18 protein-coding genes are annotated in these 21,559 nt (G+C 59.1%); 12 read left to right on the plus strand and 6 right to left on the minus strand.

Going from position 1 to position 21,559, the window contains the following annotated elements:
• The first annotated feature begins 39 nt into the window (after positions 1–39).
• On the plus strand, positions 40–1,620 hold the full coding sequence (locus tag ABD903_RS15980) for a S8/S53 family peptidase (protein WP_345225921.1): 1,581 nt from the start codon (positions 40–42) through the stop codon (positions 1,618–1,620).
• Between the two features lie 92 nt (positions 1,621–1,712).
• Here the strand turns inward: ABD903_RS15980 and ABD903_RS15985 are convergent, their stop codons facing one another.
• Positions 1,713–3,521 carry a M61 family metallopeptidase gene (locus tag ABD903_RS15985; RefSeq protein WP_345225923.1) on the minus strand — a complete coding sequence of 603 codons (1,809 nt, stop codon included), beginning with the start codon at positions 3,519–3,521 and terminating at the stop codon, positions 1,713–1,715.
• 102 nt (positions 3,522–3,623) lie between these two features.
• Here ABD903_RS15985 and ABD903_RS15990 point away from each other — a divergent pair, with 102 nt between their 5' ends.
• The 5 genes from ABD903_RS15990 (at position 3,624) to ABD903_RS16010 (ending at position 7,341) form a co-directional block, all read left to right on the plus strand.
• Positions 3,624–4,256, plus strand: a complete 633-nt coding sequence (locus ABD903_RS15990; RefSeq protein WP_345225925.1) for a C40 family peptidase — start codon at positions 3,624–3,626, stop codon at positions 4,254–4,256.
• A 149-nt stretch (positions 4,257–4,405) separates the two neighbouring features.
• Positions 4,406–5,083 carry a hypothetical protein gene (locus ABD903_RS15995; protein WP_345225927.1) on the plus strand — a complete coding sequence of 226 codons (678 nt, stop codon included), beginning with the start codon at positions 4,406–4,408 and terminating at the stop codon, positions 5,081–5,083.
• A gap of 578 nt (positions 5,084–5,661) precedes the next feature.
• Positions 5,662–6,099, plus strand: coding sequence for a DUF2147 domain-containing protein (locus ABD903_RS16000; protein WP_345225929.1), 438 nt, complete (start codon positions 5,662–5,664; stop codon positions 6,097–6,099).
• A 106-nt stretch (positions 6,100–6,205) separates the two neighbouring features.
• Positions 6,206–6,652, plus strand: coding sequence for a DUF2147 domain-containing protein (locus tag ABD903_RS16005; RefSeq protein ID WP_345225931.1), 447 nt, complete (start codon positions 6,206–6,208; stop codon positions 6,650–6,652).
• A 101-nt stretch (positions 6,653–6,753) separates the two neighbouring features.
• Complete coding sequence (locus ABD903_RS16010; RefSeq protein WP_345225932.1) at positions 6,754–7,341, plus strand: hypothetical protein; 588 nt, start codon at positions 6,754–6,756, stop codon at positions 7,339–7,341.
• Between the two features lie 83 nt (positions 7,342–7,424).
• Here the strand turns inward: ABD903_RS16010 and ABD903_RS16015 are convergent, their stop codons facing one another.
• On the minus strand, positions 7,425–9,437 hold the full coding sequence (locus ABD903_RS16015; RefSeq protein WP_345225934.1) for a M1 family aminopeptidase: 2,013 nt from the start codon (positions 9,435–9,437) through the stop codon (positions 7,425–7,427).
• 223 nt (positions 9,438–9,660) lie between these two features.
• Here ABD903_RS16015 and ABD903_RS16020 point away from each other — a divergent pair, with 223 nt between their 5' ends.
• Positions 9,661–11,901 carry a T9SS type B sorting domain-containing protein gene (locus ABD903_RS16020; RefSeq protein WP_345225935.1) on the plus strand — a complete coding sequence of 747 codons (2,241 nt, stop codon included), beginning with the start codon at positions 9,661–9,663 and terminating at the stop codon, positions 11,899–11,901.
• Between the two features lie 79 nt (positions 11,902–11,980).
• Here ABD903_RS16020 and ABD903_RS16025 read toward each other — a convergent pair whose 3' ends face one another.
• From ABD903_RS16025 to ABD903_RS16035, 3 genes are all read right to left on the minus strand, one after another.
• Positions 11,981–12,625, minus strand: coding sequence for a cytochrome c oxidase subunit 3 (locus ABD903_RS16025; RefSeq protein WP_345225937.1), 645 nt, complete (start codon positions 12,623–12,625; stop codon positions 11,981–11,983).
• A gap of 141 nt (positions 12,626–12,766) precedes the next feature.
• Positions 12,767–13,108 carry a hypothetical protein gene (locus tag ABD903_RS16030; RefSeq protein WP_345225939.1) on the minus strand — a complete coding sequence of 114 codons (342 nt, stop codon included), beginning with the start codon at positions 13,106–13,108 and terminating at the stop codon, positions 12,767–12,769.
• Positions 13,101–13,343, minus strand: coding sequence for a hypothetical protein (locus ABD903_RS16035; protein ID WP_345225941.1), 243 nt, complete (start codon positions 13,341–13,343; stop codon positions 13,101–13,103). The genes ABD903_RS16030 and ABD903_RS16035 overlap by 8 nt, the downstream gene beginning before the upstream one ends.
• 178 nt (positions 13,344–13,521) lie before the next feature.
• Here ABD903_RS16035 and ABD903_RS16040 point away from each other — a divergent pair, with 178 nt between their 5' ends.
• From ABD903_RS16040 to ABD903_RS16055, 4 genes are all read left to right on the plus strand, one after another.
• A complete protein-coding gene (locus ABD903_RS16040; RefSeq protein WP_345225942.1) occupies positions 13,522–14,340 on the plus strand; it encodes a TapB family protein in 819 nt (272 codons plus the stop codon).
• Between the two features lie 48 nt (positions 14,341–14,388).
• Positions 14,389–14,880 carry a DUF4920 domain-containing protein gene (locus tag ABD903_RS16045; RefSeq protein ID WP_345225944.1) on the plus strand — a complete coding sequence of 164 codons (492 nt, stop codon included), beginning with the start codon at positions 14,389–14,391 and terminating at the stop codon, positions 14,878–14,880.
• 92 nt (positions 14,881–14,972) lie between these two features.
• Positions 14,973–17,006: an NAD-dependent DNA ligase LigA gene (ligA, locus tag ABD903_RS16050; RefSeq protein WP_345225946.1), complete on the plus strand. Its 2,034-nt coding sequence runs from the start codon at positions 14,973–14,975 to the stop codon at positions 17,004–17,006.
• A 73-nt stretch (positions 17,007–17,079) separates the two neighbouring features.
• The gene (locus ABD903_RS16055; RefSeq protein WP_345225948.1) at positions 17,080–17,460 is read left to right on the plus strand and encodes a rhodanese-like domain-containing protein; all 381 of its coding nucleotides are present in this window, start codon (positions 17,080–17,082) and stop codon (positions 17,458–17,460) included.
• Between the two features lie 76 nt (positions 17,461–17,536).
• On the opposite strand, the gene ABD903_RS16060 is transcribed toward ABD903_RS16055, so the two are convergent.
• Positions 17,537–18,865 carry a glycoside hydrolase family 2 TIM barrel-domain containing protein gene (locus tag ABD903_RS16060; protein ID WP_345225950.1) on the minus strand — a complete coding sequence of 443 codons (1,329 nt, stop codon included), beginning with the start codon at positions 18,863–18,865 and terminating at the stop codon, positions 17,537–17,539.
• A gap of 206 nt (positions 18,866–19,071) precedes the next feature.
• Here ABD903_RS16060 and ABD903_RS16065 point away from each other — a divergent pair, with 206 nt between their 5' ends.
• On the plus strand, positions 19,072–21,537 hold the full coding sequence (locus ABD903_RS16065) for a glycosyltransferase (protein WP_345225951.1): 2,466 nt from the start codon (positions 19,072–19,074) through the stop codon (positions 21,535–21,537).
• The last annotated feature ends 22 nt before the right edge of the window (positions 21,538–21,559 follow it).

Here is a 21,559-nt window from a genome sequence, read left to right on the forward strand (position 1 = left end):
TTTACAACACGTTTCCTTACCACCACAACCAAAATCTCTATGCAAAAAACTACCCTGTGGCTGGCCGCTGCATTAGCAGTTGCCAGTTCCTGTCAGCGCGCGTCCGACGATGAGCTGGCCAAGCCCGATCCGGCCCTGAGCGGCGAAGCTTTAAGTACCGGTCAGCTCGATGAGCAAATCTGGGCCCGCGTGCGGCAAACCGGCTCCTACGAATGGCAAGGCGCCTCCGACCACGTGGTGTGGAGCGCCCTGGAACGCTCCGACAACGTGCTGAGCATTGGCTACGCCCCTGCCGGTAACCGCTGCGGCACGCCCGGTGCTACCGACCAGCTGCCGGCTCGTGCCGCCGACGACGAAGCGTTCCGCCGGGTACGGCAGCAGGTGCTGGAAATGGTGCTGGCCGAAGAACGCAAAGGCAACCCGGCCCTCACCATGGAGCAACTGGTGGTGTTTCAGGACGAAATACTGCCCGTACTGAGCGTACGCGTGCAACAGCTGAGCACCGTGCAGCGCTTGCGCAGCTCGCCGCTGGTGCGCTACGCCGAGCCCATGGGCTACGAGCCCTACCACCCCGGCACCGCCAACCGCACCCTAAGCAGCAGCGGCTGCGGCAGCAACTCTGCCACCCCCAACCTAATAGCCGGCTCCGATTTTACGGTGCTCAGCAACGGCAGCAAATCGTCGTGGAACCAGGCCGATGTGTACCACGGCATCCGTTCGGCCTGGACGCAAAGCACGGGGCGGGGCATGAAGCTGATGATCATCGACTCGGGCTCCTCCAGTGCGCAGGAAAACCTGGGCTCGGCCTTTAACCAGGGCCTGAGCTCGGGTCGCACCATCGAGCGGCTGGTCACTATGCCCCGGAACACCATTTTCGGCATTCCCTACGGCGACGTGGAAACGCCCAACGACGGCTGCGGCCACGGCACCAGCATGGCTGGCGTAGCAGCGGCCCCGCGCGGCACCGACGGCGCCTCGGTAGGCGTTGCATATAATGCAAACCTGGTAACCGTGCGCGCCGCCGCCGACGTATTTCTTGACGAGAGCCGCGAGGTAAAAGGTGTATCGGATGCCTTTACCCTGGCTGGGAACCGCTCCGATATTCGCATCATTAGCATGAGCATGGGCCGGGTAACATCGTCGTCGCAAATGACGGACGCCATCCGGTACGCGCACCAGCGGGGCAAGCTCATTTTCTGCGCCGCCGGCACTTCCTTCGACTGGACCGCCGGATGGGTAGGCGTTATTTACCCGGCCAGCTTGCCTGAGGCCATTGCTGTAACCGGCGTGAAAGACAACCTCACTTCCCGCTGCGACGAATGCCACGTGGGCTCCGATGTAGAGTTTACGGTGGTCATGCAGAAGTCCAGCAACAACCTGCGGCCCCTGTCGCTGGCCATGAGCGGCGACGCCCCCAGCACCGTGGGAGGCTCGTCGGTAGCCACGGCCACCATGGGTGGCATGGCCGCCGTGGTGTGGGCGCTATACCCCACCGAAACCCGCGACCAAATCAGGCAACGCCTCATTTCGGCCAGCTCTAATGCCACCAACCGCAGCCCCTCCTTCGGCTACGGGCGCGTAAACCTGGCCCGAGCCGTGGGTGCTAACGTAGTGCAATAGCCAATTCGTTTAGAAACACAAAAAAAGCCGCTGGAGATATTCCAGCGGCTTTTTTATGCAAGCGGAGAAAAGAAGCGCCGAGACTTTACGGCTTATCCCTTCAGCTGAAGCCATTTTTTGCGCACCGCAAGCTGGGCGGGCGTGGCGTTTTCTACGGGCTCCATGCGGTAGCGCACGGCCTGGCTGGCCAGCAGCGGAATTGTTAGCTCGCGCAGCTGCCCGTCGCGGGCTACCAGCATGCGCACGGTGCTACCCACGGCGCGCCCGGCCAGGCTGCGGCTCAAGTCGTCGGTGGCGCGCATGCCGTCGAGGGCCAGCACTTCGTCGCCCACGTTCAGGCCGCCCTGCCAGGCGCTGCCGTCGCGCACCACGCCGGTCACGGTAGGTTTGCCGCTGGCAATGGAAATAGTTGCCCCCAGTGAGGCTTCGGGCTGAGCAAGGGTGTTTACCAGCCTCAGGCCCGCGTAGCCCAGTGCCCCTTCGTAATCGAGACGGGCAGTGCCGTAAACCGAGCGTTTGAAGAAATCATCGAACCGACGGCCGGCCACTTTGGCTACGGCATCCTGAAATTCGGCGTCGGTAAAGCCGCGGTTCAGCTTTTTGTAGTACTGATCGTAGAGCAGGCGCATCACGTCGTCGTAGCTCTTTTGCCCGGCCGTGGCATTTACAATCATCAGATCGAGTACGGCCCCAATTACCTCGCCTTTGTCGTAGTAGCTGATGGCGGTGTTGTTCGAGTTTTCGTTGGGCCGGTACTGCTTGATCCAGGCGTCGAAGCTGGCATCGGCGGCCGACTGCACGCGGTTGCCGGGCGTATTCTCCACGCGATTAATGCCGGTAGTAAGGTCTTCCAGGTACTTTTCGGGCTTGATGAAGCCGGCGCGCTGCACAATCTGGTTCGAGAAGTACTCCGTGCCACCCTCGCTCAGCCACAGCATGTTCGTGTAATTCTCCCGGTCGTAATCGAACGGGCCGAGGGCAATGGGCCGGATGCGCTTAACATTCCACAGGTGGAAGTACTCGTGCGCCGCCAGGCCGAGCAGGCCAAGGTAGCCAGCCTCTGTGTTGTAAGCATTGCGCGACACCTGCAGTGTGGTGGAGTACAAGTGCTCCAAGCCGCCGCCCCCACGTTCCAGGTTGTGCACGATGAACAGGTACCGATCGAGCGGGTTTTGCCCCACCACTTCTTGCGAAGTCTCGCAAATGCGCTTAAAATCGGCGGTAACGCGCTCGGGGTTGTAGTTGCCCGGGCCGTACATGGCAATGCGGTGCGGGGTGCCCTTCACGTCGAAAGTCAGCACGCGGTGGTTCCCGATTTCGATGGGCGAATCGGCCAGCTCGTCGTAATTGCTCGACTGAAACGTGAACGACGGCCCGGCCCCAACCGGCTTTAGACTCGTCGACACCTCTTTCCAGCCATCGGCCGGGCGTACCTCTACCGTGCTCGGCAGCTTCTGCTGACCTTCCGGGTACATGAATACGCTGGTGCCGTTCAGGTAACCGTGCGAGGCATCGATAAAGCTCGTGCGCACGCTCAACTCGTTGGCGTACACGCGGTAGCGCACCGTCACGTTTTTCTGGCCGGGGTGCGCAATACGCCAGGTGTTTTTGTTGATTTTTTCGACTTGCAGAGCCTGACCGCCGCCCGTGCTGGCCGCAAAGCCCTCCACGTTTTTGGCAAACTCACGGATCAGATAGGAACCCGGAGCCCACACCGGCATTTTCACGTCGGTGCTGCGGCCCGAAAAGCCGCTGAGCTGCATTTCAACTTCAAAGTAATGGGTTTGCGGTGCCGGCATCGACAGCACGTAACGCAGCGTGGGCGCAGCCAGCAAGGGCGCGCCGCTCAGCAGCACCAGCGCCGCGGTAGCGCCTAGCTGCCGAAAAGGAGTAGAAAGCATGTAAGAAACGGTGAGTGAAAACAAAAGGGCGAAAAACGAGCTACCGACGGCGGCCCGCCGGCAAGGCTGCAAAGTAATTCCGAAATGGCCTTGTTCGGCCCCGTGGAAACGCCAACCGGGCTTGTTGCGTTAGAAAAAGGCCTGATCGAGCTCCACACCTCCTCGTCTGGCACGATTATGCGCTACGTATGGCTGATGTTTGGAATTTTTGCTGCTTCACTGCTGGGCCTGCTGGCCTGGCAAAACCTTCGCCCTGCGGCCCCGGTGCCCGCCAGCGGCGACTTACCTCCCGTGCGGGCCGTGGTATACCGTGCGGCCACCTCGGGTAGCTCCGTTACCCGCGCCGACAGTGTAGTGCGCTATGCGCTGCGCCAGCTAGGCAAAGCCTACTGCTATGCCGGCACCACGCCCGAGGGCGGATTTGACTGCTCCGGTTTTTTGACTTACGTGTACAGCGAGTTTGGCGTGGCATTGCCGCACTCGTCGGCTATGCAGTATACCACGGGCACGGCCGTTCCGCGTCCGCAAGCCCGCAAAGGCGACTTAATCATTTTCACGGGCACCGCCCAAGGTAGTTCTACTCCTGGGCATGCGGGCATTGTTATTTCGGAGCCCGGCCAACCGCTTCGTTTTGTGCATTCGTCGTCGTCGCGCCGCGACCCGGGCGTGAAGATTAGCCAGGTAGACGGTACCGACTACGAACGTCGCTTTCTGGGCGTGCGCCGGGTGCTTTAGTTTATTACTCGGTTTACGGCATTCGTACCAGTGTTAAAGCATACTTTTTGCTAGTGAAGCACGTCTTTGTTATTTGCTTGTTTTTCGGATTGGGAACATGGGCGGCGCAGGCCCAATCAAACCGGCCTTCTGCCAAGCCCCAACGTTTTGTGTTACCGGTAGCACCGCATACCGGGCGCGTTACCTACTACGACACGGTGTGGGTGCCCGGCGCTACCGCCGAAAATCTGCGCAACTCAGTCTACGACACCTACGCCAAGAACTTCATATTCGCCGATTATCGGCGTGGCCTTCCCGACTCGGCTCAAGTACTTCGCCCCCGGGAAAAGGCCGCTCTAAATGAGTATCTGATGCTAAGCACCGTAATGCTGGTGCAACCTGGCGAGGAAATCGGGTACGTGGCCGGAGTGAGCCCTGCCGCCAATGCAGAGGCAACCACGCCGGTTCGCTATCTGCATTTTGTGTTGCGTTTGCGCACCGAGCCTGGTGTGTGTTACCTTACCATTACCGATTTGCACCAGCGTACCACAACCATGAAAAGGGAAATGGAGCGCCGTATGGCCGAGTACACGCTCTTGACCCGCGGGAAGCAAGCGGTTGAGCCTTCGCTTATACCTGTCAGTACACCCGTCGAAACAATGTACACCGCTTGGCTACCCGGCTCAAAACCAGTTCCGGTCACCAGCAAAACAGCTGCTCCCAAGCTTGGAACGCCCACTCTGCGAGATGCCCAACTGCTGGACCGTACTGCCCGATCGGTTTTTGCCGAGCTGCGCCAGCACCTCGTTCGTCAAGGCCGGTCAAGCAAAGCCGCACGCCAAGACTAGGTGAGTAGGGGCTCGGGTATAAAAAGCGAAACCCGGCTGCCTTCACAGGTAGCCGGGTTTCTAATCCTGGGGCCATCTTACCAAGCGACCGGCCACCGGGGACACCGGTGCGGCCATCTTAGCTCAGACCTGCCGTAATGCAGGGAAACATACGCTCCCCCACGACACTTGAGATGTTACGCGCGTTCGGCGGTGAAGCGAACGACATTACTCAGGCTTGGCAGGATGGATTTGGGACTATCAGACATTTTGTACCTCCTTTCTAATTGGTGAAACATAACTCCGGGGGCGCTACCAGCAACTTAGGTCCGCTGGCCGGAGCTGTAGCCCTCGCTACGGTCTCTAAAGTTATATCTCATACGATTGGTTCAAAATAAAGCCCCCATAATTTTAGTGAAAAAGCCACCTAAAGGGCCAGCAGCCTGAAATTCAGAGCATTTATTTTTAGCCCAGCCCCACTACGTATCAGTATACTTTAAGCTTGGTACACTACTTGCAAACTCCCACCGTAGTGCAAGTGCGTCATCAGGACGATTTTGTATCTTTTCCCAATAAATCCTCCCTCCCCCAACTTCATCATGAAAAAACTTTTTCTGTGCCTGGTAATGCTTCTAGGCGTGGCCGGCTATGCTTCGGCTCAAACCCTTTCTCCGCTGGGCATATGGACCAACAGCGAGAAGAAAGCCACTTTCGAGATTTACAAGTGTGGCAACAAGCTGTGCGGCAAGATTATCTCGCTGACGGTACCCAACGACCCGGCAACGGGCAAACCCAAAACCGATAGCCAAAACCCCAACCCCAAGATGCGCAGCCGGCCGCGTTTAGGCCTCGTGTTCATGGAAGGCTTCGAGTACGACGGTGAAAACAAATGGGACGATGGCAAAATCTACGACCCCGAAAGCGGTAAGACCTACTCCTGCTACATGAAAATGAACAACGCGAACAGCATGGAAGTGAAAGGCTACATCGGTTTTTCCCTCATCGGCCGTTCGCAAAACTGGACCCGCGTTAAATAAGCGGTTCGGTTAGCTGGTTTTCCGGCGCCCGCTCCCGATACGGAGCGGGCGCCTTCTTTTTTGTACCTTTTGCTCCGTCCGAATTCCCTTGTTACTGTTAATGCCCGTGAATCTGCTTCTGATACTTGCCTTTCTTGGGCAACTCGCACTGCCGCATAGGCCGGGTTGGCAAACGCCAAACCCGGCTCCGTTGGGGGTGTGGGCCGATGCCCGCGGCGAAACGCAGGTAGAGTTTTACCACTGCGGCGGGGAATTATGCGGCCGCATTGTGCAGCTGAGCCAGCCGACCGATGCCAACGGCAAACCCCGACAGGACCTCCACAACCCCGACCCCCGCCGCCGCTCGCAGCCGTGGCTGGGCTTGGTGGTATTGCAACATTTGCAGTACAATGCCGCCGAGAAACGCTGGGACAATGGCGCCATTTACGACCCCGAAAACGGCCGCACCTACTCGTGTTACGTGCGCCAGTTGTCCCCTGATCTGCTCGAGGTTAAGGGTTATATTGGCTTTGCCTTCGTGGGCAGAGCGCACGTATGGAAGCGCGTCCGTTAGTCCAGCGAGGCAGAGCAAGCATCTAAAAGGCATCTTTGCCCGTTCGCGGATAAACTATTTCCGCCGATGGGTGTTTTTGACCCGATCTGTGAGCTTATAACGTGGTGCACCTTTTTAAACAGCTTTGGGGCGGAAAAAAGCCCAACGAAGCGTGGCTGCCCTTGCAGCGCACGCCCGCCGAGCTGGGTGCGTACACCCAGTGGGTTGAGAAGCGGACTTATCTGAACTGGCTGGGACCCTACTTTAAAGCGTATCACTACGCCAAGGCCGGGTTACCCACCGGGGCCGGCGGCTTACGTGCCCAGCTCCTGCACGCCTGCGGTCAACGTGGCGCCATCCTGCTTTACGACCCCAGCATTGGCCCCGACAATTTTCGCCATTTGTTTCACCTGATCCGCGACCGGGTGCTGGAATTAGGTTACCACGCCGCGTGCTCCGATGTGCGCACACGTCAACACGAGCGGTACACCGAAACCATTGCCAAGCACTTTTTGAAGCCGTTGCCCACCAGTTGCCCCGAAACCGGGCGCTGCCAGCAACGCTTTGGCACAATAGCCGTGGACCTGGTTAGCATTAATAACTTGCCCGGGTTTATCAGGGTAGCGGCCAATGCCATCGACGATGGCATGTTTTGCGAGGCCTTTACGTTCGAAGAGCTGATGGAAGCCGTTTTTAACGTAAATGAGTAGATAATAGCCGCCCACCACCCAGTAAGCAGAAGCGCCCCCGCCAAGAGTTGGCGGGGGCGCTTCTGCTTACTGGGTGGTGCCGATTAGTTCTTCACGAAACGCGCAAACTTCACGGCCTGGCCGTCGGCGAGTAGGCGCAAGTGGTAGAGACCGGCGCGCAGGTGCAGCACATTTACTTGGGGCGCCGTGGCGTTAACCGGTTGCCGCAGCACCACGCGGCCAGTGGCATCCGAAACCTCGGCTACCGTTGCGCGGGCAGGCAGGGCACTCAGCCGGAGAACATCGTGGCAGGGATTGGGGAATACCTCTACCCGCTCGGCCCGCTGAGCAGCCGCGGTGGCTAGCACCAGCGAGTTGTCGCGCTGAATGGTGCCCACGCCATTCAGTATCCACTGGTTCGGATCGAGTTCAATGCCGGTAACGGTTTGCCCGGCTGGAATCTGCACGCCGAACTCGGTAACGGCTTGGGCCTGACGCCGACGCACCACCTGGCTTTGCCCCGAGGAAAAGCGGATTAGAAAATCGAGCTCGGTATTAAAAAACGGCGTTACCGACGACGTGCTGGTTTCCGTGGACCGCAGAAATACACTGGTGCCCTGCTGGTTCCACCGTACGCTGAAAACAGGGTAGCCTTCGCCGTAAATCCACTGGTTAAAGAAATACCCGAGCGACTGGCCGGCTTCCTGCTCAAAAACGCGAATCATGTCGGGCGTGGTGGCCGTGCGACCGGCGTACGTGTTCTGGTAGGTGCGCAAGGCGCGAAAGAATTTCACGTCGTCGTTCAGCAGGTAGCGCAGCATGTGAACCACCGTGGAACCCTTGGCGTAGCTCAGGCGCGAGGAGAAAATACGCCCCACGTCAGTCGAGTCGGCATCGGGCACGCGCACGCTGCCGCCAGGGCTCGAGGTTACGAAGCTATGCTGGCTGTCGAGCCACTGGCGGGCGTTGGCTGGGGTGCTCAGGGCATTCAGCGAGAGGTACTCGCCGTAGGTGGCAAAGCTCTCGTTCAGCCAAATGTCCTGCCATTTTCCGCAGGTTACGTTGTTGCCAAACCACTGGTGAAACAGCTCGTGGGCGGTAAGGGTAAAGCCGAAGTTTTGCTGGGTGGTCATGGTTTGGTGCTCCATGCCGCCGCCAATGGGGCCCATGGAATGGCCGTACTTCTCGTTGGCAAACGGGTAGGGTGAAACCAGGGTCGAGAAGTTCACCATCATGGCCGGCGTTTGGTCAATCAGCGACTTTTGATCGACCAGCACCTGGTTGTTGTAGATGTAGTGCAGCACCGGCACTACCCGGCCATCGGGCAGCGTGGCGGGCGTGTTGTAATCAATGTAGGGCGCACAGGCCACCGAAATGAGGTAGTAGGCCATGGGGTAGCGTGACTTCCACTCGTAGCGCACCCGGTTGTTAGGCAGGTTTACCGTGCGCTGTAAAAGCCCGTTCGAGCCCACTTTATTAGGTAGATTGGTAGTCGCCCACACATCTACCGAGTCGATTTTATCGGTAAGCACCTGCTTGCAGGGAAACCACTCGTAGGCCGAAAAGGGCTCGCTCAGGCTCCAGGTAACCTGGGTGCCGTAGGTGGAGCTGGTTCCGTTATCGAGTCCGTTACCAATGGCGGCCGAGTTGCCGCTGGGCGCCGTGCCCCGGTAATACACGGTGGCATCGAACAGGGCGTTGGCCGCTACGGGCTGCGGTATTCTGGCCGATACGTCGCCGTTGGCGCGGCGCCAGCCGGAACTGCGCCGTCCGTCCACCACCACCGAGTCGATGGTGTAAGTAGAATACAGCTCGAAAGCCACCGAATCGAGTGGCTGGCCGGAGGTATTGCGGGCACGCATGCGCACCGAGCCGCCCATTTGCAGCGACGTGTTCGTCAGGCTGATGTCGAGCTTGTAATACTTCACGTCGTAGCGCTCCATCTTTTGGCGGTGCCGCACCGAGTGTACCGGCTGACGCAGGGAGCTACGCTGGTGCGCGGCGGCGCACTCGGCCGCTGCCGATTGGTACACGGGCCGTTGTGGAACATCTTGTGCCAGCACCGAGGAAGCACTTAAGCCCAGCATGCCGGCCACAGCAAAGAGTAGAAAACGCATGTAAACTGCGGTAAAGTGGAGAATAAGAAAACCAGAGAGGACAAACGCCGCAGCGCAACGCCCCAAACGCAGGCCAATGTACGGTAGGTCTTTCACAAACCGCTTGAGGCGCAACGGTGTTCCAGCACAACGAAAGGAGTCGGATTCGTTGTAACTTGGAAGTAAGCCGGCCCTGCTACTTTTACGCGGTCCGCGCGACTCTCGGCCCGAAACCTACCTTACTATGCGCCTCCATTTCTACGTGTTTGCAGCCCTGGCGCTGCTTTTTGCATTGCCGGCCCGCGCCACCCACATCGTGGGCGGTGAGTTGGGCATGCAATACCAAACCGGCGACTTGTACCGCCTGACGCTGACCTTGTATTTCGACGCGATAAACGGCAACGTTGGCGCGCTGGACCCCGATGCCACCGCCGGTATTTTTGAGCAGGGCACCAACCGGCGCATTCGCAACATTACCCTGCCGCTCACGCAGAACACCTTTGTCCCCTACACCAATATTGCCTGTACCATTGGTTCGCTGAGCACCCGGCAGCTGGTGTACACGGCAGCACTGGAACTGCCCGCCAACGTTTACAACAACCCTCGTGGGTACTACGTGGCGGTGGAGCGCTGCTGCCGCAACAACAGCATCAGCAACATTGTGGGGCCCGGCAACGCCGGCCAGGTGTACTATCTGGAGTTTCCGGCCGTAGTACGCAATAACCAAGCTTTCCGGGATTCGTCGCCGCGTATTTTCCCGCCGCTCAGCGACTACGCCTGCCTGAACGAGCTTTTCTACTTCGACTTTGGCGGTACCGACTCCGACGGTGATTCGCTGGCGTACGAAATGAGCACGCCGCTGAATGGCAATGCCAACTCCCTGGACCCGCGCCCCAGCCAGCCTTCGGCGCAGCCCTACTCCCTTATTACCTGGAACGCGGGCCTCAGTCAGTCGGCTCAAATGCCCGGCGCTCCTACCTTAAGCGTAGATGGCCGAAGCGGTAGACTCACGGTACGCCCCACGCGCCTGGGTTTGTTTGTGTTTGGCGTGAAGTGCTCGGAATTTCGCCGGGGCATCAAAATTGGCGAGGTGCGGCGCGACTTTCAGCTGCTGGTTATTAACTGCCCCACCAACCGTACGCCCGAAATGGTGGTGGTACCGCCCGGCCCGGGCCGGGCCGCGTACGTGCCGGGCCGCGACACCATGCGCATTCGCTCGGGGCAGGACCGCTGCCTGCGCCTGCGCTTCACCGACCCCGACCCCGCCTCGCAGCTACAAATGGAGCTGCGGCCTGTGAATTTTACGGCGCAGCTGCCCACGCCTTCGGTGCGAAGCGGTGGCGTGCGCATGCCCGGCCAGCCCGATACCATTACCTCTACGCTATGCTTTCCCGAGTGCTTCAGCACGCAGGGCCGGGTGTACTTGCTTGATGTAATCGTGGCCGACAACGGCTGCAGCCTGCCGCGCCGCGACACCGTTCGGGTGGCATTTACCGCCGAAGCGCCGCCTAATTCCTTGCCCCAAGTTTCGCTGATTGCCCCTCCTACGCAGTTCCCCATTGCCGCCCGCGTGGGCACGCTGGTGCAACAGGATGTGCTGGGCCTAGACGTGGACAACGACGCCATGACGCTGGAGCTAACCGGAAGAGGATTCTCGCCGGCCGCCGTGGGGGCGCAGCTGGTTACGCTTACCAATGCTAACGGCCGCATAACGGCGCGGCTAACGTGGCAGGTTGATTGCCGGGCGGTGGACCGGCAACTCTACGAGTTCGAAATCCGGGCCGCCGCTAACCCTTGTCAGTTACGCCAAACCAGTTTGCCCGTGGTGATACCCGTTCGGGTTGATTACCAAAACCAAGCCCCTGCGCTAACGTCCAGCTTCCCCGCCGATACGGCCGTTGTAAAGATGCGGCTGGGCGACCGGTACGTGGCTCAACTAAAAGGTCTCGACGGCGACCTTGACGGCATGACCTGGGCCGTGGTAGATGACGGCGTGCCGCTGGCAGCAACCGGCATGAGTTTCCGGGTGGCCGACAACCGCGCGGGAGAAACCAATGCGGTGTTTGAATGGGTAGCCGATTGCGGAGCCGTGGAGGGAAAACAACTGGAAGTGGGGGCCAACGCGTTTGTGCGCAACCTCACGTTTGAATTGCGCGATGTTACCTGTCGCCCGGTTCCCCGTTTCCGCACGGTCCGCTTCGAAATCATTCGGCCCGAAGCGCCGGAATTCCTGCCTCCAAACATCTTCACGCCGAACAAGGACGGCCGAAACGAGGCGTTTCAGCTAACCACTCTTCCCCCCGACTTCTGCACGCAGCGCTTTGCTGACATTACAATTTTCAACCGCTGGGGCAGTAAGGTGTACCGCTCCACCGACCGCAATTTCCGTTGGGATGGTGCTGGCGTAGTAACCGGCGTGTATTACTACTTGGTCAAATTTACCGATGGCCGGACTTTCAAAGGCACGGTAACCGTGGCTCCGTAGGTCCTCGGCACTCTTCGTAAAAACAAGCGCGGCCCGGCATGCTAAGCATGCCGGGCCGCGCTTGTTTAAAACTGCTTTTCTAAAACAAAAAGAGAAAGAGCATGAACATGGCCACCCACAAGGCATCTATAAAATGCCAGTAGGTGCCAAGCAACCGCAGCTGCAGCCTGCGGTAAGGGTTCCGGATGAACACCAGGCTGCGCACACCGTCGCGGGACGCGTGCAGGCTGCGCAACAGGAGCACCAGCACAAACAGCATACCGCCCAGCAAGTGAACGATGTGAAGGGCAGAAATCAGGTACACGTACGTTCCCGAGGGTTCACCGGTAAAGAAGATGCCCTGATTGACCAGCTCGCGCCAACCCAGCATTTGCAGGCCGGAAAAAATACTCCCCAGCAACAGCGTAGCACCCAGGCAGCGCGCCACGCCTCTGATATCGTCTTCCCGATACAGTCGCGGGGCCTGCGCCAACGTGTAGCTGCTGATGAGCAGCACCACCGTGCTTAGTGAAAACCAGCGCGGCAACGGATGCACACTGCCCACCGACCCGTTGTTGGTTCGGGTTTGGATGTAGAGCACAATAAGCACTGCAAACAGCACCCCAATACCCGCCATGCCAATATAGAGCAGCATAGCCAGCGGCTGCACCTTCTCGATGCGGCTAAAAGCCGGGGTTGGCCGCCCCGCACCCACTTTGTCTTTACGTTCCTTGTCCGAATTCATGGCTTAGAGGCGGCTTGAACCGCATGACTAAGACCAATGGAGACGCAAAAGGTTCCGATGGTGGAGCGGGCACGGCCTTGAACCAAGATACGCAAAAACCCAGCGGAGGGCCAGGGCTTTTTTTGCGCACTTCCAGCCTCGCTATGAGCGAAAAAACGAGCCGATTTTCCCTAGCACGGCATTCAACGTAATCTTGGGTCCGCGGCCGGCGCCGAACGTCACCCAGGTTTTTCCGGCCACGCGCAAATCAATGACCAAACCCAGGCGCAGCGCCAGCTCGTTAAGCTGCTGCATTGGATCGGGGGCGTTAGCTGGTTTGGGCGGCTTGGGTCCCGGGCGCTTGTTGTTAGCGCCGGTTAGCTCGTCGAGTACCTGTGCGCTGGGAATATTGAGAATCAGGTACGTGCCCGAGCCAGCCAACTGCAGGTCATGGCCGTTCCAGGTAATTACCAGGCGGGCTTCAATGTCAAGTCCACTAACCACCGATGGCGGGGTTGTTAGCGGCCGGTGCGGCGGGCGGATTTTCGCCACGGGTCCGAATACGCAAGGAGCCGTTCAGGCGCCAGGTGGCGGGTGCCGCGCCCGGGTTCTGCAGGTTAGGCATTTGCAGCTCCATTTGCTCGAAGGTGCAGGCCAGCTCCACGCCGCCCGAAAGCTTAGAAAGCAGCGAGGCGGCCATATCGGCCCAGTTTGCGGAAGGTTGTGCGGAATCGGCCATGCGAAAGGAGAAAGTGGAATACGGGCTGCAAGAAAGGAACTAGGGCGCAGATGGGCAAAGCCAGCGGCAACCTGGGCCGGTGCCCACGCCTCTCCCTAAACCCGACCGCAACGGTTCAGGTTACGTATGCGGGGTAGTTCCCGTTTTGTACGGGGACTGATTCACCTGCTTTCTGCTTATGACAACCGCTTTCCTCCGCCCGACAGCCGCCCTGCTGGCGCTTCTCTGTGGCGTGGCCTGCACCCGCCCCGACACGTCCACCAAGCCCGTTGAAACGCCCGTTGCTTCCGCCTCCGCTGCAACCACTGAGGCTGCCGCCGTAGTAGCTGCGGATTGCCGCCACCCCTTTGGGCTGTACGACAATACCGAACTTACCTATCAGCTCACCGATAACGACGACAAAATAACGGGCACCCAAATCCTGAAAGTGGCGAGCATAACAGCGCATGCTGCCGAGAAAAAAGAGCCGGCCCGTACCGATGTGCTGTTGAAAAGCAGCCTTTACGACGCCGACAACAAACTGCTCAGCAACGACGAATTCGTGTTCAGCTGCCGCAACGACAGCGTGCTGACCGACGGCCGCCTGCTACTGGCGCCCGATATGCTGCGCTCCTTCCGCGACCGGCGTTTCAGCTACGTTCCTACTGCCTTAGCCTGGCCTAACCGCCCCGAAACTGGCTCCTTGCCCAACGGCCAGCTTACGGTGGAAGTCCGCAGCCCCAGTGTGGATATTGCCCGCGTAACCACCACCGTTAGCCAGCGTCAGCTCAACGGCCGGGAGGCGGTAACCACGCCCGCCGGTGTATTTCAGGCCTATAAAGTAGAGTCGAAATACGAATACGCCACCCAGCTTAAACCCGACCTCGTGCGCCGCTCTACCCTGCGCGTTATCGATTATTACGCCCCCCACGTGGGCATCGTGCGCACAGAATTCCGCTCCGACAACGGCAAGCTCGAGCGGGCAATTGTGCTTGCGCGCCATAGCTCGGTGCAGTAAGCGCGGCTTTTTCTACCTTTGGGTCAGTCCTTTGTCCCAAACTTCGCCATGAAAAGCTTTTACCTCGTGCTGGCCCTTGCGCTGGCCTCCTGCCAGTCGCAGTCATCAACCGAAAATGCTACCGCCACCAAGCAAACTGCGGCGGCCACCGGCCAAACGTACGGCGCTGCTGTAACCGAAGAGGGCGCGCAGCCGCTTTCTGTGCTCCCCACTGTATTAGGCAAGCAGGACTCCGCGCAGGTAAAGCTGGTGGGTACCATCACCGACGTATGCCAGGCCCGCGGCTGCTGGATGAAAATGACCACCGCTGAGGGAAAAGAAATGCGCGTAAAATTTAAGGATTACGCCTTTTTCGTGCCCAAAGACATCAAGGGTAAAACCGCCGTTATCGATGGGTGGGTGCACCGCGAAGAAGTAGCCGTGGAAGACCTGCAGCACTACGCTACCGACGCCGGCAAATCGGAAAAGGAAATTGCCGCCATTACCAAGCCTGAGGAGCAGGTAAACTTCGAAGCCAACGGCGTGCTGATTAAGAACTAAGCCCCGCTGGCTCGTTTTCATTTGCCGAAGGCCGCTCTTAACCGGGGCGGCCTTCTTATTTTTGACCAGCTCCGGCCCTTGTTCCTTCCCGCATGACCGATCTGTTCTCCATCCAGGATAAAATCCGCGCCCTCACCGAGCGCCTGCACTACCTCAATTACCAGTATTACCAGAACGATGTGTCGGAGGTGCCCGACCAGGAGTTCGACCGCATGCTGCACGAGCTGCAGGACCTGGAAAAGCAGTACCCCGAGTACGCCCAGCCCAACTCCCCCACCCAGCGCGTGGGCGGCACCATTACCAAGCAGTTTCCCACGGCCGAGCACCGCTTCCCCATGCTTAGCCTCGCCAACACGTATTCCGAAGCCGACCTGCGCGAATTCGACGAGCGGGTGCAGCGCGGCCTTGAAGGAGCCTCTTTCGAATACGTGTGCGAACTAAAGTTCGATGGCGTGGCCATGAGCCTGCGCTACGAAAACGGCCAGCTGACCCAGGGCGTAACCCGCGGCGACGGTACCCGCGGCGACGTGGTGACTAGCAACGTACGCACCATTAAAACCCTGCCGCTGCACCTGCGCGCCGACGCCAACCAGCCCAATGATTTTGAGGTGCGCGGCGAGGTATTTATGCCGCTGAACGTGTTTAACGACCTGAACGCCGAGCGCGAGCAGAACGGAGAGCCGCTGCTGGCCAACCCGCGCAACGCGGCCAGCGGAACCCTCAAACTGCAGGATTCCGCTACCGTGGCGGCCCGCCGGCTGCGCTTTTACGCCTACAGCTTCCTCAGCTCCCGCCGCGACTTTCCCTCGCACAGCGCGGCTTTAGAATCCTTGAAACGCTGGGGTTTGCCCGTATCGGATACTTGGCGCAAAGCCAGCACCATCGAAGAAGTGTTGGCCTACATTCACGAGTGGGATAAAAAGCGCTTCGACCTGCCGGTGGCCACCGACGGCATCGTAATCAAGGTCAACGATTTTCGTCAGCAGGAGCAGTTAGGCTACACCGCCAAAAGTCCCCGCTGGGCCATTGCTTACAAGTACCCCGCCGAGGCCGGCCGCACCCGCCTGAACGAAATCATCTACCAAGTGGGCCGCACCGGCGCTGTTACCCCCGTGGCCCTGCTTGATCCGGTGCCGCTGGCCGGCACCGTGGTTAAACGCGCCTCGGTGCACAATGCCAACCAGATTGCCGCCCTCGATTTGCGCCTCGGCGACATGGTGTTTGTGGAGAAGGGCGGCGAAATCATTCCCAAAATCACCGGCGTCGATTTGCTTGCCCGCCCCGCCGATTCGCAGCCCGTGGTGTACCCCACCACCTGCCCGGCCTGCGGCACTCCGCTCATTCGGCCCGAGGGCGAAGCCCATTACCGCTGCCCGAACGAACGCGGCTGCGCGCCCCAGCTGAAAAGCAAGCTGGAGCACTACGTGTCGCGCAAGGCTTTGGACATCGACGGCTTGGGCGCCGAAACGGTAGGCCGGTTCTTCGACCTAGGGATGGTGCGCACGCCCGCCGACTTGTACGAGCTGCCCCAACGCCGCGACGAGCTTATTAAGCTGGACCGGATGGGCGAGAAATCGGTACAGCGGATGGTTGCCGGCCTCGAAGCCAGCAAGCAGGTTCCTTTCGATCAGGTGCTGTTCGGCCTCGGCATCCGTTACGTAGGCGAAACCGTGGCCGAAAAGCTGGCCGCGCACTACCGCAACATCGATCTGATACTGGCCGCGTCGGCCGAAGAGCTGGCGGCCGTGCCCGAAGTAGGCGGCGTTATTGCCGAAAGCGTAGCTGCCTGGGCCCAGGACCCCGCTAACCGCGAGCTGGTGGAGCGCCTGAAAGCCGCCGGCGTGCAACTGGAGCTAACCGGCGAAGCCCCGCAACCCCACAGCGACCGGCTAAACGGCCTCACCTTTGTTTTGTCGGGCGTTTTCGAACAACATAGCCGGGAAGAGCTAGAGCAATTAATTGCCCTGAACGGCGGCAAAGTTACCGGCTCCATCAGCAAGAAACTGAGCTACCTGGTGGCTGGCGAGAAAATGGGTCCTGCCAAGCGCGAAAAGGCCCTTGCCATGAAGGTGCCCATCATTGGCGAAACCGATTTACTAGCCATGGTATCGGACGGGGGGCTTTAAGAAAATTTAATATTAGAGGGGCACATAATTGGGTAGTGCTGTTGTTACCTTAACGACGCTTCACTCCCCCGCTATGAAAAACCGCATACTCTTCTTATTCTCTGTACTACTGCTAGTTGGCAGTACAGCATCGGGCTGCGCACAAGCGCAAACCCTCGACGCGCAACAGGTACAACGGGTGCTGGCCAAGCCCAACGTGGTACTGCTGGACGTGCGCACCCCCGACGAGTTTGCCACGGGCCATGTGCGCGGGGCCCGTAACCTGAACTTCCTCTCCACCGATTTTACCGACCAGGTTGCTAAACTCGACCCTAACGCTACCTATGTTGTGTATTGCGCCAGCGGAAACCGCTCGGGTAAAGCAGCGGCGCTTATGCAGCAAAACGGGTTTAAAAATGTGATGAACGCCGGAGGCTTTCCCGCGCTGAAAGCCGGAGGACTGGCAACAGAATAAAGGTTTTCGTCATCAGTAAAAGGCCAGGCCTGGAGTTGCTAATTGCGGCTTCGGGCCTGGCCTTTTTCTGATCGTGTTACGGCTGAACCATGAAAGGCATATTTGCTGTGGCCGCGCTGCCGTGGCCGTCGGTAACGGTAACGCTGATGCGGTAACGGCCGGGCTTGGCTGGCGCAACTAAATCGGCTTGCAAGCCCGATGCATTGGCTACGGCGCCAGGCACTTCCTCGGGGCGGGTGCTGCGCACTTCAAATGCTAAACCTAACTCGGTGTCGGGCCGCACTTCCCAGTGGGCTTGTAGGGGGTCATGCTCAGGATCGGAAGCGGCTATACGGGCGGAGCAGCGGATGCCGGGGCGTAGAATCAGGTTTTCGGAATCCCGTTTGCCGCCTACGCGTAGCCCCGTCACCAGCGGGGCCGCATTGGCAGGCTTACGCCCCGACCACAATTCCTGGATCATATCCACGACGGCCGTTTTTTCGCCGGTTGGCGTAAACAGGCTGAACCACGAATCGGTGAATTCAAATTTCTGCCCCCAATAAAAGGCGTACGACCCCAGGCACCGGCTGCTATCGGCTAACACGGCTTGTTCATACCGCTCGCGCAGGAAATTGGCTTTTTGCGTGCTGTTTTGCTCTAAGGGAGCGTTCCATGAAGTTGTTTGCGACTCCCAGTAGCCCTTCCCACCGTATTCGGTTACAATATAGGGTCGGTCCCATCCCTTCTTCTTTAAGTCGGCGGGCAGTGTTTTCAGGCTACCGAAGGCATTTACCGACAGCACGTCCACATCGGGACACCAAGCCGAAATATTCCGAATCATGTTCAGCTGCCCCGATAGCGTAGTGGTTACCGGGTGATATGGGTCCAGCTCGTGAATCATGCGGGCCATGTCGTTCACGGCTGCATACACCTTGGGGTTGGTGGCTTCCATATCCAGCTCGTTGCCCAGACCCCACATGAGCAGCGCGGGGTGGTGCCGGTACCGCAGTACTTGCTGGCGTACGTACTCTTTCTGGCGTTGCACGGCCGCCTCGTCGTAGTAATCGAAGCCTTCCCGTTCGCGGGCCAGCCATATGCCCAGCAGTACCGATAGGTTTTGCTGGTGCGCAGCATCCAGCAAGGTATCGGCATAATCGGTACTCCAGAGCCGTACAGAATTCCCGCCCGCTTCGCGTATGGCCTGAAAGTATTGCAAGCCCGCTGCTCCCTTAATGAAGTATGGTTTACCAGCCCGCAGCAGTTGGGCATGCCCTTGGTAGCTCGCCATTTGCACAGGAATTACCCCGGGCGGTGGTGGGGGCAGTTGCGCCGGCTTCGAATCGGCAGGCTGACAGCCGGTAAGCGCCCACGCTCCCAGTAAAATACCCGCGGCTAATCGGACGCAGAAAAAAAGGGGTGCCAGCATGCAGATAGGTTCGGTAAAGCAAGGTGGGGACACGAGGCAAAGCGCACGGCTAAAATGCTACACACTCGTGAGACTTCAACAAAATAAATAATATTTTTTATTGTTTAAGTACATTATTATAATAATTTAGCCCTAGCGCACTCCTCCTGCTTTCTATCTCAGCAGCAGCTTTTACTCCCTTCTCCGGCACCTGCAGCAAGGATTATATGCCTTTGTCCTCCACTTCGACTTCGACTAGACCTAACGCATCGGTCGGCTACGCCTTGGCCCAGGGTAGCTGGCAAATGCGGCTCCTGGTGGTATTAGGCATTGTGTGCATGGCCCAGTTCGTCTATTGGTTTGCCGATGCCAGCCACATTGGGTATGCCCCGCTCTTCTGGCTTCTGGCAGTTTCAGTAGGATTTAAGCTCCTACGCATGGCCCACGAGTGGTACCACTACGTGAACGTGCGTGAACCCATGCGACCAGCTGGACCACATGCACCGCTAACCGTGGATGTACTTACAACCGCTTGCCCCGGCGAACCGCACGCCATGATCGTGCGCACCCTGGAAGCCATGCAGCGCATTCGATACCCGCATACCAGTTACCTCTGCGACGAAGGCAACGACCCTTACCTGCGCGCTGTGTGCGAGCGACTGGGTGTGGTGCACGTTACCCGCACGGTAAAGGTTAACGCCAAAGCGGGCAACATTAATAACGCCTTGCGGCAGGCAACCGGGGAGTGTTGCGTAGTGCTCGACCCCGACCACGAGCCTAGTCCTGACTTTCTGGACCGCGTGATGCCGTACTTCGAAAACCCGCAGATCGGCTTTGTACAGGTGGTCCAGGCCTACGGCAACCAGCACGAAAGCCTGGTTGCGCGTGGTGCTGCCGAACAAACGTATCATTTCTACGGCCCGCTCATGATGGGCATGAACACCTACGGAACCGCACAGGCCATTGGGGCAAACTGCACGTTCCGGCGGGCCGCGCTCGATTCTATTGGAGGACACGCGGCCGGACTTACCGAAGACATGCACACGGCCATGCGGCTGCACGCGGCCGGTTGGAAGTCCGTTTACGTGCCCGAGGTGCTCAGCCGCGGGCTGGTTCCGGCTTCACTGGGCGCTTATTACGCGCAACAGCTGAAATGGGCGCGCGGGGCTTTCGATTTGCTTTTCCGGGTGTACCCGGCTTTGTTCAGTCGGTTCAGCTGGCAGCAGAAGATTCACTACTTCACGCTGCCGCTATACTTTCTATTGGGGGTTGTGGCCCTCATCGATTTATTCGTGCCCCTGGCCAGCTTGTGGTTAAGCAAGTTTCCGTGGCACGTATCCCTCCCCGATTTTGCGGCCCATATGCTGCCGCTGATGGGTGTAGGCTTGCTTATTCGGTTAACAGCCCAGCGCTGGTTACGGGAGCCTCACGAGGCCGGCCTGCACTTGGCCGGCGGCCTGTTGCGTGTGGGCACATGGTGGATTTATACGCTGGGCTTCGTGTACACCTTGCTCAACGTGAAGGTCCCTTACATTCCCACACCCAAAGAAGGTGAAGCCCGGAACGAGTGGCTCATCAGTTTACCCAATTTAGCGCTGCTGGTGGCTTCATTGGCGCTGGCGGTGCATGGGCTGCTCCTTATGCACGACGCGTATGGCTGGGTTCTGGCCGGCTTGGCCCTGATTAACGCGGCCATTATGCTGGCCGTGGTGCTAATGGGCCAACAAGCCCTGCTAAACCGCCTGCGCGAAAAGCTGCACCACCGCACCGTAATACAGCCCATTGCGCAAACTCTCCAACGCCTGCATTCCTGGGCCCACGAAGGGCTGCTGCTGAAGCTGCCCCGCGTAGCTATACCGCTGGCCTTTGTACTAGTGAGTGTAAGCGGAGCCAGTCAATGGAAGCTCGACGAATGGAAGGCGCAGAAACAGCAGTATATCAATGACCTCTGGCTACTAACCGGCGACGCCCAGGTTCACACGGGCTCCGAACTGCGACGGCCCCGGGCGTCGCACGCGCTGCTTACAAGTGCGCCCGTTTCTCTGCCCAGTACCGATTATCCCACCGCTACCGGCTTGGTGGGCCTTAATTTCCCCGAAGGACCTTTTCCACGGGTAGCACAAGCAGAGCTGATGGACCCGCTTCAGCGCGGCCAGGTTCCGGTACTTAGCTGGGTAGTACCCAACGGGGCAATGCACGATACATCCTGGATCAAACGGGCCCGGAAAGGTGCCCGCGTCAGTCGTCCCATTCTGTTGCGCCCGCTCATTCAGGCCACGTCGGCCCGCGAGTACCGGGATACGTGGCGCAAACTGGTGGAGGGCGTACGGCAAGCCGGAATAGAACGAACGGTGTGGGTGTGGACGCCTCCGGCCACCGATTCCATTCCTTCCTACTTTCCGGGCCTGGCTTACGTCGACTGGCTGGCCATCGACGACAACCCGCAGGGACGTGGCAACCGTCCCACTGCCTCCTATCCAGCATTTCGGCGGCAAGTGGCCATGCACACCGCCTTCCACCACCGGCCGGTACTGGTGCTTACTTCACCCAAGGAAGGACAAACGCCAGAAGCTCGCACGCAGGAACTTATTCAGCTCTACCCCGAAGTAAAGGCGGTTATGTTTAAAGCCGACCCCAAGCGTGCCTCTCCGCTGCTGGCACAAAACAACCCGCTGCTATCCGCTGGAAAGTAGCGGGCAGCAGCGGGTTGCTGAA

The organism is Hymenobacter koreensis (genome assembly GCF_039541855.1).
Taxonomy (GTDB): Bacteria; Bacteroidota; Bacteroidia; order Cytophagales; family Hymenobacteraceae; genus Solirubrum; species Solirubrum koreensis.

Bases quoted from the DNA above. Each gene is read 5' to 3' on its own strand.
- ABD903_RS16015 (WP_345225934.1), bottom strand. From the start codon at position 9,437: ATGCGTTTTCTACTCTTTGCTGTGGCCGGCATGCTGGGCTTAAGTGCT.
- ABD903_RS16025 (WP_345225937.1), bottom strand. From the start codon at position 12,625: ATGAATTCGGACAAGGAACGTAAAGACAAAGTGGGTGCGGGGCGGCCA.
- ABD903_RS16040 (WP_345225942.1), top strand. From the start codon at position 13,522: ATGACAACCGCTTTCCTCCGCCCGACAGCCGCCCTGCTGGCGCTTCTC.
- ABD903_RS16060 (WP_345225950.1), bottom strand. From the start codon at position 18,865: ATGCTGGCACCCCTTTTTTTCTGCGTCCGATTAGCCGCGGGTATTTTA.
- ligA (WP_345225946.1), top strand. From the start codon at position 14,973: ATGACCGATCTGTTCTCCATCCAGGATAAAATCCGCGCCCTCACCGAG.
- ABD903_RS16045 (WP_345225944.1), top strand. From the start codon at position 14,389: ATGAAAAGCTTTTACCTCGTGCTGGCCCTTGCGCTGGCCTCCTGCCAG.
- ABD903_RS15980 (WP_345225921.1), top strand. From the start codon at position 40: ATGCAAAAAACTACCCTGTGGCTGGCCGCTGCATTAGCAGTTGCCAGT.
- ABD903_RS16020 (WP_345225935.1), top strand. From the start codon at position 9,661: ATGCGCCTCCATTTCTACGTGTTTGCAGCCCTGGCGCTGCTTTTTGCA.
- ABD903_RS15985 (WP_345225923.1), bottom strand. From the start codon at position 3,521: ATGCTTTCTACTCCTTTTCGGCAGCTAGGCGCTACCGCGGCGCTGGTG.
- ABD903_RS16000 (WP_345225929.1), top strand. From the start codon at position 5,662: ATGAAAAAACTTTTTCTGTGCCTGGTAATGCTTCTAGGCGTGGCCGGC.
- ABD903_RS16055 (WP_345225948.1), top strand. From the start codon at position 17,080: ATGAAAAACCGCATACTCTTCTTATTCTCTGTACTACTGCTAGTTGGC.
- ABD903_RS16035 (WP_345225941.1), bottom strand. From the start codon at position 13,343: ATGGCCGATTCCGCACAACCTTCCGCAAACTGGGCCGATATGGCCGCC.
- ABD903_RS16065 (WP_345225951.1), top strand. From the start codon at position 19,072: ATGCCTTTGTCCTCCACTTCGACTTCGACTAGACCTAACGCATCGGTC.